The 12,644-nt window shown below is 67.8% G+C and carries 10 protein-coding genes and 1 riboswitch; of the genes, 7 read left to right on the top strand and 3 right to left on the bottom strand.

Annotated elements, in window-relative coordinates; all coding sequences use genetic code 11:
- Nucleotides 1-399: 399 nt before the first annotated feature.
- Together C4S71_RS21870 and C4S71_RS21875 are read right to left on the bottom strand one after the other, a co-directional pair.
- Complete coding sequence (locus C4S71_RS21870) at nt 400-1,809, bottom strand: MFS transporter (RefSeq protein ID WP_086511181.1); 1,410 nt, start codon at nt 1,807-1,809, stop codon at nt 400-402.
- Between the two features lie 239 nt (nt 1,810-2,048).
- Complete coding sequence (locus C4S71_RS21875; RefSeq protein ID WP_103970551.1) at nt 2,049-2,684, bottom strand: class I SAM-dependent methyltransferase; 636 nt, start codon at nt 2,682-2,684, stop codon at nt 2,049-2,051.
- Nucleotides 2,685-2,738: 54 nt separating this feature from the next.
- On the opposite strand from C4S71_RS21875, the gene C4S71_RS21880 reads away from it, so the two are divergent.
- The 7 genes from C4S71_RS21880 to C4S71_RS21910 all read left to right on the top strand — a co-directional run bounded on the left by C4S71_RS21880 (nt 2,739) and on the right by C4S71_RS21910 (nt 12,171).
- Nucleotides 2,739-3,131 carry a VOC family protein gene (locus tag C4S71_RS21880; RefSeq protein WP_086511183.1) on the top strand — a complete coding sequence of 131 codons (393 nt, stop codon included), beginning with the start codon at nt 2,739-2,741 and terminating at the stop codon, nt 3,129-3,131.
- A gap of 67 nt (nt 3,132-3,198) precedes the next feature.
- Entirely contained in the window at nt 3,199-3,573 is a 375-nt protein-coding gene (locus tag C4S71_RS21885) for a DUF4870 family protein (RefSeq protein WP_086511184.1), read from the top strand.
- Between the two features lie 3 nt (nt 3,574-3,576).
- The gene (locus C4S71_RS21890; protein ID WP_103970552.1) at nt 3,577-4,506 is read left to right on the top strand and encodes a lysophospholipid acyltransferase family protein; all 930 of its coding nucleotides are present in this window, start codon (nt 3,577-3,579) and stop codon (nt 4,504-4,506) included.
- Nucleotides 4,507-4,563: 57 nt separating this feature from the next.
- On the top strand, nt 4,564-7,938 hold the full coding sequence (locus C4S71_RS21895; protein ID WP_103970553.1) for a hypothetical protein: 3,375 nt from the start codon (nt 4,564-4,566) through the stop codon (nt 7,936-7,938).
- A gap of 52 nt (nt 7,939-7,990) precedes the next feature.
- A riboswitch (TPP riboswitch) is annotated at nt 7,991-8,124 on the top strand.
- Between the two features lie 79 nt (nt 8,125-8,203).
- A complete protein-coding gene (tenA, locus tag C4S71_RS21900; RefSeq protein WP_103970554.1) occupies nt 8,204-8,872 on the top strand; it encodes a thiaminase II in 669 nt (222 codons plus the stop codon).
- A 33-nt stretch (nt 8,873-8,905) separates the two neighbouring features.
- A complete protein-coding gene (gene thiC / locus C4S71_RS21905; RefSeq protein WP_103970555.1) occupies nt 8,906-10,795 on the top strand; it encodes a phosphomethylpyrimidine synthase ThiC in 1,890 nt (629 codons plus the stop codon).
- Nucleotides 10,796-10,923: 128 nt separating this feature from the next.
- Nucleotides 10,924-12,171, top strand: coding sequence for a PDDEXK family nuclease (locus C4S71_RS21910; RefSeq protein WP_103970556.1), 1,248 nt, complete (start codon nt 10,924-10,926; stop codon nt 12,169-12,171).
- Nucleotides 12,172-12,266: 95 nt separating this feature from the next.
- On the opposite strand, the gene C4S71_RS21915 is transcribed toward C4S71_RS21910, so the two are convergent.
- On the bottom strand, nt 12,267-12,644 hold a 378-nt coding region (locus tag C4S71_RS21915; RefSeq protein WP_304481848.1), incomplete at its 5' end, for a group II intron maturase-specific domain-containing protein.

The following is a 12,644-nucleotide window of genomic DNA, read 5'->3' on the forward strand; positions in this document are numbered from 1 at the left end:
CGCCGGTAGCACTGTGGCAGACCATCAGACCTCCCAGGGTAAGACGCGCGACCTTCCTCCCATACACCCGCCGCATCTACTGCCGCCCCTTCCGGATAGCTATTGGGCTTCGAGTTTCTTGGCCCTCTCGCCCAGGTGGCGACAGCCTCGTATGCGATTTCTGTTCGTCGGGCCGGGAGTTTGCCTCCAACTTCCTTCAGATTCCGTCTCGCGACGGACACCCTTGCTGTTCGGCTAACGGTTCCCGCTATCAGGGTCCGTAGGGGACTTTCACCCCCAAGTCATTCCGAGGCACCACCCTCGGAAACAGCGCCCGTCGGGCGCTGCGCGCCATGCCTGGCGCACCAAAAAAACGCCCGATGCGAGAGCATCGGGCGTCATGGGGCGGTGGCCGGGGCTTCAGCGTCGGGCGTCGCTGTCGAGCGCTTCCTTTTCCTGGTCGCCGTACGCCACGTCATCCTCACCGTGATAGAAGACGATATGCGGCTCGTCCGGCGGCGGTGGGCCGACCAGGGGTTCGGCCACTTCCACCTCAGGCACCACGTTGGAGAGGTCCTCCACATGCTCATGCCCGATGGCCCCCTGCACCAACTCTTCGGTGACGGTGAGCTCGGCACCCACCGGCGACATGGGCGTATTGGGCGAGAACGGCGCCACCGGTACCGGCGCCGGGCGCACGCTGCGGCGCCAGGTGAAGAAGGCCACCAGGAACAGCCCCAGAGCGCCGAAGGCCCAGAACAGCCCGGCATCGCCCACCCAGGCCATGGCCGGTGAAATCAGGGGCGGGCTGACCGTCGAGCCGATGGCGTTGATCAGCAGCAGGCCCTGGCTCATGCGCACCAGCGCCCCGGCCGGTGCGCGGTCGGCGGCATGGCTCACCGCCACGGGATAAAGGGCGAAGACACCGCCACCCAGCAGGAACAGCAGCGCCGCCAGCACCCAGGTGTGGAGCGGCAATAACAGCATGCCGACCGAGATCAGGGCACAGAAGGCCCCGATCATGATCAGCACGATCTGCCGGTCATGACGATCGGACCAGCGCCCGATGGGATATTGCAGTAGCATGGCGCCGAGGATGACCACCGCCATCATCTGGCCGACCTGGGCCACCGTCAGGCCGATGCGCTGCAGGTAGAGCGGCAGCAGCGTGTAGACGGCGGCTACCGCCAGGCCCGAGCCGAAGCTGCCCATCACCCCGGTGGGGGTCATGACGATCAGTCGCATCGGCGAGAGAGGCTCGGCGTGCTCGATCAGCGGCGAAACCCGCGGAATCATCGCCATGGGCAGCACCGACAGCGAGGCCAGCATGCCGATGACCATGAACGGCGCGGCCTCGCCCATGGCATCGGTCACGCCGAGCAGCAGCTGACCGAGCACACCGGCCGCGTACAGCGAGATCATGTAGAGGGCGAGCAGCCTGCCGCGCACCTTCTGATCGCCCGAGGTGAGCAGCCAGCTCTCGATGACCAGATAGACCCCCACGGTGGCCCAGCCGCCGATCAGGCGCAGGCCGAACCAGGCCCAGGGGTCGAAGATCAATGCCTGCAGCAGCACCGTGACCGCCACCAGCGAGGCAAAGCTGCCGTAGGCGCGAATATGGCCGATGCGCAACAGCAGCCGGTCGTTGAACATCGCCCCCAGCGCCAGGCCGATGAAGTAGGCCGAGGAGACCCAGCCGATCACGACCGGCGATTCGCCGGCAGCGTCGAGCCGCAGCGTGATCAGCGTGGCCAGGAAGCCGTTACCGATACCCAGGATGAAGAGACCCAGCAGGGGAGCCAGGGCCATGGCCAGCAGTTGCCGCGACATCAGCGCGCCTCTCGACAGAACCGAAGAATGTAAAGGGAGAAAGATGGCAGAAAACGCCGTGGAACGCTGCCCATCGCCCTGGCGTTTGGCATTCGAACGGCCAACGCTTGGGTGGGGCGGCGCGAATCATACGCCTGACAGCGCCGGTGTCAAACGCTTAATCCCATCCCCACCTCTCGGCCAGAACAATTCACCATTCCAGATCGGAAAAACAGCAAGACAGGCCAGGAGAGCCCGAATTACTTCTTCTGCAGCAGGGCCACGTCGGCGCCGGGAAACTCGACGCTCATGCCCAGCTGCGCGGCCAGCCACTCGAAGCTCGCCTCGCTGAAGAAGCACACGTGCGTGGGGTCGAGAATGTAGTGCCAGCGAGCGAACGCCTCCTCGCCGGTTACCCGCTTGGTCATCAGCCCCAGCCAGCCGCCCGAGGGCAGCAGCGCCGCCAGCCGCGCGAGCTCACGCCCGGGGGCGAACAGATGCTCCACCACCTCGGTGGCGGTGATGAAGTCGTAGCGGCGCTCGAGCACGCTGGCGTCCGGCGCATAGAACGGGTCGTAGATCGCCATCGGGTGGCCCGCCTCCTCGAACATCAGCGACAGCGTCGGACCGGGGCCGGCGCCGAAATCGAGGCCGCTGGCTCCCGGCGCCAGCCGGTGCTGCAGCGGCTCGAACAGGCGCGACAGGAAACGCCGATAGCCGGGGTCGTCGGGGCGGTTCTGGTGCTGGTCGTAGACCGCCCGCTCCTGCTCGGGCGACAGACGCTGCTCAGGCGGCACGAAGACCAGCCGGCAATTGTCGCAGCGGTAGTAGTCGCGTCGTGCATCGCGATGAAAATGGCGCGAATGCGGGCAAGCGCATAGCGGGCAGGTCGGCATCGTCGTATCCTTCATGGCCTGACGAAAAAACACTTCACAACGAGGAGGCCGGCAATGCTGTCAGGTCTGGACCACCTGGTCATCACCGTGACCGACATCTCCCGCGCCGTGGATTTCTATTCTCGCGTACTCGGGCTCGAGGTGCGCTATCGCGATCGTGAGCGAGTCGATCTGCTGCTCGGCGACATCGCCCTGCGCCTGCACTGGACGGCGACCGACATCGAGCCGCGTGCCGCCACACCCACCCCGGGCAGCCTGGATCTGTGCCTGCGCAGCCTGCTGCCGTTGGACGAGGTCCAGCGCCACCTCGAGGCGCTGGACGTGGAGGTCGAGCTCGGCCCGGTCTCACGCCAGGGCGCCACCGGCCCCATCGAATCGATCTATCTGCGCGACCCCGACGGTAACCTGCTCGAACTCAGCCGGCCACTGAAAGAAACGCTGGAATAGTGGCCCCGCTGGCAATGACGCGCGTGACCGGTATCATTGGGGCAAACCGTGTTTGACTGGATGGCCCATGAACGACAGCCCCGATAGCCGCAGCGTCATCGAACCGAACGGCACTCCCGACATCACCCTACCTATCGTCGTCTATGCCCTGCTCCTGGCCGGCGTGGTCAGCGGTGGGCTGACGGCCATCGTCGGCGTGGTCATCGCCTATGTCTATCGCGGCCAGGGTCCCCATTGGTTCGACGAGCATTACCGCTACCAGATCCGTACCTTCTGGCTCTCCGTGCTCTACTTTGCCATCTCCGGCGTGCTCACCCTGGTGATGATCGGCTTCGTGACCTGGCTGCTGGCCGTGGTATGGCTGGTGGTGCGCTGCGTGAAGGGCATCAAGCGCCTGCAGGAGCATCGCGAGCCCGACAACGTGGATGCCTGGCTGATCTGAACCATGAGCGAGTCGCAGCCCCCCTCCGCCACCCTGCAAGGCCGCGCCATCGCCGCCCTGTGGCGCTCCCTGGCCGGGCGTCGCCCCGCCATGCTGTGGCGCCTGGCACGTGTTTCCGGCCCGCTGGTGCATCGCTTCAGCCGCCGCGAGCGCGAGGTCACCGAGATCAATCTCGCCGAGGTCTACCCCGAACAGGATGCCGCCACGCGCCGCCGGCTGGCCCGGGAGAGCCTGACCCACTCCACCGCCACCATGCTCGAGCTGGGCTTCGCCTGGATGGGCGAGCCGCAGCGGGTAGAGGACTCGATTCTCGAGATCCACGGCCGCGAACTGCTCGACGAAGCCCGCGCCGAGGGGCGCGGCGTGATCGTGCTGGCACCGCACTTCGGCAACTGGGAGGTGCTCAACTTCTGGCTCTCCAGCCACTTTCCCTTCACCGCCATGTACGAGCCGCCCAAGATCGCCGAACTCGATCCGGTGATCCGGCAAGGGCGCGAGCGCATGGGCGCAAGCCTGGTGCCGACCAACCCGCGCGGCGTCGCCGCCCTGCTCAAGGCGCTCAAGCGCAGTGAAGCGGTGGGCATCCTGCCCGACCAGGAGCCCAACTGGGGCAGCGGCGTGTTCGCGCCCTTCTACCATCGCCTGGCCTACACCGCGACCCTTCTGCCCAAGCTGGTGGCACGCACCGACGCAAGGGTCGTCACCGGCGTGGCCCGGCGCATTCCCGGGCGCGGCTTCGCCATCCACTTCCTCGCCGCCGACGAGCGCGTCTACGCCACCGACGAGGAGCAGTCGGCCACCGGCGTCAACGCCTGCGTGGAAGACGCCATCGCCCTGGACCCGGCCCAGTACCAGTGGGAGTACAAGCGCTACCGCAAGGTGATCGAGGAACAACAGGGCGTGCCGAACCACCGGGAGTTTCGGCTCTACTGAACGCCGCCGCCGTTCATACGCAGGGGGGTGAATGCCTCAAGGACGAGTACGCCATCCATGATCCTGCCCAGGCCGCTCAAGGCGCTGACTTGGCTCGTGCTGTTTCTGGTACTGCTCTACGCGCTCTATCTCGCCACCGCAAATGCCCTGCTCGCCAGCGCCTGGGGCCGCGATCAGCTCGAGCGTTCGCCGCGTCTCTCGCTCGAGTGGGAGCGTGCCTGGACGCTCTTCCCCGGCCACCTCGAGGTCACCCAGTTGCACCTGGCCGGCCGCACCGCCGAGCGGCGCTTCACGCTGGCGGCCGAACGCGCCAGCCTGCGTTTCGCCCTCACTCCCCTGCTCGACCGTGAAGTCAGCATCCATACCCTGGAAGCCGAGGGCATCCGCCAGGCCGGCCTCGACGCCTACCGCTTGCAGGGCAGCGGCAACCTGGAGCTGGCCGGCATTCATTGGCGCGCCGGCGAGATCGGCGCCGAGCGCGTTTCGCTGCAGCTGGACGAGGGCACGGTGTTGCATGACGACACCGCACTGGTGGAAGGCGTAACGCTTGACGCCGACCTGCGCCTGGCACCGCTGAGGCTGGCCGAGCACCCCGGCGGCGAGGCGACACGCTTCGTCTCCGGCACCCTCACGCTGGCCGGACGCAGCGACGCCTACGACGTCTTCAATCCCTACCTTGCGGCGCTGGGCTGGCTCGAGATCGACGGACGCGGCGATCTCACCGGCGACATCGCCATCGAGCGCGGCGAGGTGCTGCCGGGCAGCCGTCTGCGTCTGGACTCCCCTCGCCTGAGCGTGCGGCTCGACGAGCGCCACTGGCTGGAAGCAGGAGCGCTCTACCGCATCGACGGCTCCGGCGCCGTCGAGGTCGAGGTGGCACAGAGCGCACGCCTGGCGCTTGAACTCGACGACATCGAGATGGGCGAGGCGACTCCGCAGCCCTCGCCCGCGGCCTCGGCTCGCCCCCTGCTCGGTGGTGAAGGGTTCCGGCTGGTGCTGGAGACCCCCGCGCTGCGCCTGTATGCTCCGCCGGACGAGCTGCAGCGTGCCGATCTGCACTGGCGCAACGCCGAGGCATTCGACATCGCCGCCCTCCAGCGTTACCTGCCGCCTCCGGTACCGCTGACGCTGGAAGGGGGCACGGCCAGGTTGCAAGGCGGACTCAGCTACGACGCCGAGCGCCTCACCGGCGGTTTCGATCTCAATGGCGAGGCCATCTCGGTGCGCCTCGGGGAGCAGCCGCTGAGCGGCCGACTGGGCCTGCACCTGCCTATCGTCGCACTCGACGTCGAAGGTGGCGCAGTGGACGTTTCCGGCACGCAATTCGAGCTCGAGGCGGCCGCCCCAGGCGAGGCGCAGCCACTGGTCACCGCCCTCGAACTGCCCGTCGCCCGCTTTCACTCGCCGCTGGCCTGGCGCGCATGGGATGACGACGCCCTGCGCGATGGCGAAACGCCATGGCAAGCGGAGCTGGAACTGTCCGGCCACGTCGCCAATCTCGGTGTGCTCGACCCCTTTCTCAGCGGCCTGTTCGATGGGCGCGGCCTCGCCCTGGAGGGTGGCGGCCGGCTCGATGGTGCGCTCCAGGTGCGCAATGGGCAGCCACTGCCGGGCAGCCGGCTCGACGTTTACTCCGAAGCGTTGGGCGCACGCCTGCTCGGCTTTCACGCCCGCGGCGACGGCCGCGCGCATTTCGTGCTCGGCCCCGGCGAGCCCCACCCCGAGGCCAGCCTCGAACTCGTCTTCGGCGAGGTGGACCTCACCCGACTCAGTGACGGTCGCCGGCTGTTCCAGGCCGAACGCCTCGCGCTTGCCGCCAGCGCCGCGGCGAGCCCTCGGACGGCGCGCCCCACCACCGCCGAGATCGCCTGGCGCGGCGCGCGCATTCCCGACGTCAGCGTGCTCGGCGCCTACCTGCCCCAGGCGGCACCGCTACGCTTGCACGCCGGCCGGGCCGCCAGCGATGGGGAGCTCGTGATTACCGGGGAGCGTGCCCAGGGACGGGCTACCCTGACGGGGGATGCCATTCGTGGCCGCCTGCTGCAGGAAGCGTTCGACGGCGAGCTGGACGTGAGCCTCGTGCTGCGCGACCTTCACCCCGCCCGCCAGCACCTCGATCTCTCCGGCAGCCGCCTGATCCTGAACGCCGCAACGAATGGCGGCGAGCCCCTGCGTACCCAGTTGGCGGTTCGCCAGGCGAGGCTCCAGGGCGGCTTCGACTGGCCAGCCAGCGAAGCGCCGCGGCGGCCGCTTTCCGGCACGCTGCGGCTGGACGGCCTGCTCGACCGGCTCGGCTTTCTCAACGCCTTTCTGCCCGACGAGCACGGCCTGGCGATTCAGGGCGGCGGGCGCCTGAGCGCCGACCTGCGCTTCGCCGACGGCGAAGCCATGGCCGGCAGCCAACTGCGCGTTCACTCCGAGCGGCTCGGTGCCCGCTTCCTGCACTACGAGGCCTTCGGCGACGGCTCGCTGATCGTCACGGTCGGCGACCCCGGCGCCGAGCTCAGCCTGTCGCTGCCCCGCTTCGGCCTGCGCCGCCAGGCCGACGGTGGCGCGCTGATCGAAGGCCGGCTGCTGGACCTGCACAGCCGGGCACGCCACTTCGATCTGCCCGAAGGGCTGCGCGAACTGAGTACGCGCATCGATCTGCCTCACCTGGTGGCGCCGGATCTGGCCGCGCTCAACGACTACCTGCCCCAGGGCGGCGCCATCGAGCTGCTGGGCGGCCAGGCACGCCTCGCCACCCATCTGCAGCTCGAAGGCACGCGTGCCCGCGGCCGGCTGGCGCTGCACGCGCCGGATGCCCGGCTCGCTCTGCACGAGCAGACCCTCGAGGGCGCTCTGCACCTGGAGACCCGGCTCGCCGACGGCGACCTGGAAACCCTCGACTTCGACGTCTCCGGCTCGCGGCTCAGTCTCGACGGCGTGCGCCTGGCCGACGCCGGCGGCAGCCTCAGCCACGGCTGGTGGGCGCGGCTCGAGCTGCCCGAGGGACGCATGCGCTGGGAGCGGCCACTCGAACTCGACGCCCGGCTCGAACTGGCCATGCGCGACAGCGGCCTGCTGGTGAACCTGCTCGTCGATGCCGCCCGCGAACGACGCTGGCTGCGCGAGCGACTCACCCTCGGCGAGGTGCAGGGCGAGGCGCGGGTGATGCTGAACGACGACACCGTACGGCTGGAGAACCTCGCCGTGCAGGCCGGCGGGCGCCTGGAACTGCTGGCCAACCTCGCCCTGCGCGACTCCCAGCTTGCCGGTCGCGCCTTCGCCCGCTTCGGGCCGCTGCGGCTGGGCATCGAAATCGATGAGGGCAGGCGTCGCTGGCAGCTGCGCAACGCCCGCGCGTGGTACGCCAGCGGGCAGCCCGCCAGCGAGCTGGCGCTGCCCGAGAGCGAGGCCTGGTTCGAACGGCTCGATGTGCGGTTGGAATGAACCAAGTGGCACGCATGGCTGGAAAGCGGCCGCCGACCTGCTAGACTGGCCACAACGCTTGACGGGGTGCCGGTGGAACCGGCTGAGATCGCCATACGACATGTCTGCTGCAGACGCGTCGTCACGGCGGGGCCCGTTGAACCTGATCCGGCTCGTACCGGCGTAGGAATCAAGCGGTGGCCAGGCACCAGTTCCTCCTGCTTCAGCCCTGCCCCACTCTTCCCCCTTCGCCCCCGCTCCGGATCCGTTCACACCCGGAGGCAAGATGGGCTATCGCTTCACCGACCTGACCCGCGCCTGCCACGACGACTGGCGTGCCTACGTCGAGCACGACTTCGTCCGCGGCCTGGGCACCGGCACCCTGGACGAAGGCGCCTTTCGCCACTACCTGCAGCAGGACTACCTGTTCCTGATCCACTTCGCCCGCGCCTACGCGCTGGCCGCCTACAAGAGCCGCACCCTGGCCGACCTGCGCCAGGCCCATGAGGGGCTCAAGGCCATCGTCGACGTGGAGCTCGGCCTGCACGTGGGCTACTGCCGCGAATGGGGCATCACCGAGGCGCAGCTGGCCGCGCTGCCCGAGGCGCGGGCCACCATGGCCTACACCCGCTACGTGCTCGACACCGGCAACCGCGGCGACCTGCTCGACCTGCACGTGGCGCTGGCCCCCTGCCTGGTGGGCTACGGCGAGATCGCCAACTGGCTGGGCGCCCAGCCGAACACCCTGCGCGGTAACGCCAACCCCTATGACGCCTGGATCGCCATGTACGAGGGCGAGGAGTTCCAGGCCGCCATGCGCGCCGAACTGGCATGGCTCGACGCCCGCCTGGCCGACGTCGCCCCGGCACGCTTCGACGAGCTCGTCGAGGTGTTCCGCGATGCCACCCGGCTCGAGATCGATTTCTGGCAGATGGGGCTCGACCGCAGCCTCTGATTCACCGACAACAACGCACCAAGGATCCCCACCATGAGCAAGACCGCCCACTTCCTCGCCGAGACCGCCAAGGTCGACGAGGCCGCCATCCAGCCGCTGCCCGGCTCGCGCAAGCTCTACGTCGAGGGCTCGCGCCCCGACATCCGCGTGCCCTTCCGCGAGATCTCGCTGTCGCCGACCAAGACCTCCGGCGCCGACGAGGAGAACCCGCCGCTGCTGGTCTACGACACCTCCGGCCCCTACACCGACCCGCAGGCCGAGATCGACCTGCGCCGCGGCCTGCCCGAGCTGCGCCGCGCCTGGATCGAGGAGCGCGGCGATACCGAGTTCCTCGACGGCCCCACCAGCGAGTACGGCAAGCGTCGCGCCAACGACCCGACCCTGGCCCAGCTGCGCTTCGACCTGAGCCGCACGCCGCGCCGCGCCAAACCCGGAAAGAACGTCACTCAGCTGCACTACGCCCGCCAGGGCATCATCACGCCGGAGATGGAGTTCATCGCCATCCGCGAGAACCAGCGCCGCCAGGCGTTGGGTACGGCAGAGGTCGAGCGCATCCTCGGCCATCAGCATGCCGGCCAGAGCTTCGGCGCCCGCCTGCCGGAGGAGATCACCCCGGAGTTCGTACGCGCCGAAGTGGCCGCCGGCCGCGCCATCATTCCCTGCAACATCAACCACCCGGAGTCGGAGCCGATGATCATCGGCCGCAACTTCCTGGTGAAGATCAACGGCAACCTGGGCAATTCGGCGGTCACCTCCTCCATCGAGGAGGAGGTCGACAAGATGACCTGGGGCATCCGCTGGGGTGCGGATACCATCATGGACCTCTCCACCGGCCAGAACATCCACGAGACCCGCGAGTGGATCATCCGCAACTCGCCGGTGCCGATCGGTACGGTGCCGATCTACCAGGCGCTGGAGAAGGTCAACGGCGTGGCCGAGAACCTCACCTGGGAGGTGTTCCGCGACACCCTGATCGAGCAGGCCGAGCAAGGCGTGGACTACTTCACCATCCACGCCGGCGTGCTGCTGCGCTACGTGCCGCTCACCGCCAAGCGCGTCACCGGCATCGTCTCCCGCGGTGGCTCGATCATGGCCAAGTGGTGCCTCTATCACCACCAGGAGAGCTTCCTCTACACCCACTTCGAGGAGATCTGCGAGATCTGCAAGCAGTACGACGTGGCCTTCTCGCTGGGTGACGGCCTGCGCCCCGGCTCCATCGCCGACGCCAACGACGAAGCACAGATGGCCGAGCTCAAGACCCTCGGCGAGCTGACCCGCATCGCCTGGAAGCACGACGTGCAGGTGATGATCGAAGGCCCCGGCCACGTGCCCATGCACCTGGTCAAGGAGAACATGGACAAGCAACTGGAGTACTGCGACGAGGCGCCCTTCTATACCCTCGGTCCGCTGGTCACCGACATCGCCCCGGGCTACGACCACATCACCTCCGGCATCGGCGCGGCGATGATCGGCTGGTTCGGCTGCGCCATGCTGTGCTACGTCACGCCCAAGGAGCACCTCGGCCTGCCCAACAAGGATGACGTCAAGACCGGCATCATCACCTACAAGATCGCCGCCCACGCGGCAGACCTGGCCAAGGGCCACCCGGCCGCCCAGCGCCGCGACAACGCGCTGTCCAAGGCGCGCTTCGAGTTCCGCTGGGAGGACCAGTTCAACCTCGGCCTGGACCCGGACACCGCCCGCGAGTACCACGACGAAACGCTGCCCAAGGACTCCGCCAAGGTGGCCCACTTCTGCTCCATGTGCGGGCCCAAGTTCTGCTCCATGAAGATCACCCAGGAAGTGCGCGACTACGCCGCCGAGCACGGCCTCACCGGCGACGCCGATGCGGTGATGAAAGGCATGGAGGAGCAGGCGGAGAAGTTCCGCAAGCAAGGGGCGGAGCTCTACAAGGAGGTGTAAGTCCTCATCGGTTCCGCCCACGCCGGCCCAAGTGGCCGGCGTGTTTTTTTGCCGCCATAGGCGACATCGGGGAATGCTCGGATGTAGCCTGTAGGAATCTGCAAGGAGAAGTGCGAGGGAGCGAGCCCATGTCACACCTGCACGTCGCGCTAGTGACCGAGCGCCCCGAAGTGAGCCTGATCCCGATACTGCAGCTGCGCCCACAGCGGGTCGTGCTGGTGCCGTGCCAAACATCCCCCCAGGCCGCCGAACGTCTGGCCATCCTGCTGCGTCACGAAATGTGCGGCGAAACGCAGGTGGAGGTATGCCCCAGCCTGGCCACCCAGGACCCGATGCGCTGCGCCATTTATGCCCACGAATTGGCCGAGAGTCTCTATCAGGAGCAATTCGACGAGCCGAACCTCTCGGTGACGCTGGACCTGGGCGGCTGCGGCACCATGACCGCCCTGCTGTTCCAGCAAGCCATGCAGCAGTGCTCGGCCGACTGGCTTTACGTGGACCCCCACGCAGGAGTGCTTTACCGCATGGCCTGCGACAGCGCCGACAGACGGCCCGAGGCCATGGCCATCGAGCCGGTGCTGGATGTCGACCGCTACCTGCAGGCCAACGGGCGCAAGCGGGTACGCGCACTCTCCGACGGTGCCGCCTGGCGCGACGCCTGCCAACTCCGCAAGCCCCTTACGTATTATCTTGCCCATCATGCCGACCGCCTGGCCGGCCTGCTCGGTGAACTGCACGACATGGTGCATGGCAGAGATGGCGTGATGACAGCCGATCCGCGTTCGGGGGCACGGCTGCGGCCTGGGGGCGAGCGTCAGCGGCTGCGGGCGACCCCACACTTTCCCGTCACCGATGCACTGAACGTCCTCAGCGAGGCCCAACTGCTGCAATGGACGAGCGACGACCCGCACAGTGTCGTCATCGATACGCTGGATGGCGCCCTCTACCTGGGCGGCGGCTGGCTTACCGAATATACCTGGCTCAGCACGCAGGAGGCCGGAGTGGCCCACGCCTGCTGCGAGGCCCACATCCTCGACCTGAGCGTTCAGCACAACCACGAGCCCGTGGTGTCGGACTGCCTGGCAGTCGAACGCAACCAGCTCCTGTTCGTCGAATGGCTGATTGCCCGCCCTGGTGCAGAGGCCTGCCTCGAGCAGGGCCTGAAACGGCTGCACGAGATTCTCGATCACTCCGCTGGGCTCTCGGCGACCCGCGTGCTGCTCGCCTGCGGCGAGTTCGACCGGACCAAGCAGCACCTAACCGAACTGCAGCGTCGACAGGGCTTACGGGTCGAGGTCGTGGAAAGCGCCGAGCTGAAGCACCTGCCCGCACTGCTGGCCAAGTGGAAGGAGCATGGCAGGTGGCCCGGCGGCTGAACCCTGCGGCCAGTCATGACGAGAATCGGGTAGGGGCCGGGGTCACCCCCGGCGCCCTCCCACACCACCGTACGTACCGTTCGGTATACGGCGGTTCATGAAGAACGGCTTAGCCCTCTTACCGTATCAAGTACCGAGATCAAGCCCAGTCCATCAAGCCACTTCCTTGGCAGGGCCTGATTCATGTGCGAGGCCCCGGCGTTCCACCAGGCGCCTCGCCCATTCCCCGCTGATTTCCACGCTCGATAGTCGTCCAGCCCCAGTGCCAGAAGCTTGCGGCACCGGGTCCGCGGGCGCTTCCACTGCCGCCAGATCACGCAGCGCAGTCGGCGACGTATCCAACCATCCAGCGTTTCCAGCGGACGCTTCACATCAACAAGGGAGAAGTAGTTGGCCCAGCCCCGCAGGACCGGTGTCAGCTCCTCGGTGACTCGTTGGATGTTGCGCCCCCTGCCGCGCTTGAGGATCTCGCG

Origin of the sequence: Billgrantia desiderata (assembly GCF_900108215.1) — a bacterium.
GTDB lineage: Bacteria > Pseudomonadota > Gammaproteobacteria > Pseudomonadales > Halomonadaceae > Halomonas > Halomonas desiderata.

Excerpts from the sequence above, each read along its gene's own strand:
- thiC (WP_103970555.1), top strand. The coding sequence starts at position 8,906 with ATGAGCAAGACCGCCCACTTCCTCGCCGAGACCGCCAAGGTCGACGAG.
- tenA (WP_103970554.1), top strand. The coding sequence starts at position 8,204 with ATGGGCTATCGCTTCACCGACCTGACCCGCGCCTGCCACGACGACTGG.
- C4S71_RS21885 (WP_086511184.1), top strand. The coding sequence starts at position 3,199 with ATGAACGACAGCCCCGATAGCCGCAGCGTCATCGAACCGAACGGCACT.
- C4S71_RS21870 (WP_086511181.1), bottom strand. The coding sequence starts at position 1,809 with ATGTCGCGGCAACTGCTGGCCATGGCCCTGGCTCCCCTGCTGGGTCTC.
- C4S71_RS21910 (WP_103970556.1), top strand. The coding sequence starts at position 10,924 with ATGTCACACCTGCACGTCGCGCTAGTGACCGAGCGCCCCGAAGTGAGC.
- C4S71_RS21875 (WP_103970551.1), bottom strand. The coding sequence starts at position 2,684 with ATGCCGACCTGCCCGCTATGCGCTTGCCCGCATTCGCGCCATTTTCAT.
- C4S71_RS21890 (WP_103970552.1), top strand. The coding sequence starts at position 3,577 with ATGAGCGAGTCGCAGCCCCCCTCCGCCACCCTGCAAGGCCGCGCCATC.
- C4S71_RS21880 (WP_086511183.1), top strand. The coding sequence starts at position 2,739 with ATGCTGTCAGGTCTGGACCACCTGGTCATCACCGTGACCGACATCTCC.
- C4S71_RS21895 (WP_103970553.1), top strand. The coding sequence starts at position 4,564 with ATGATCCTGCCCAGGCCGCTCAAGGCGCTGACTTGGCTCGTGCTGTTT.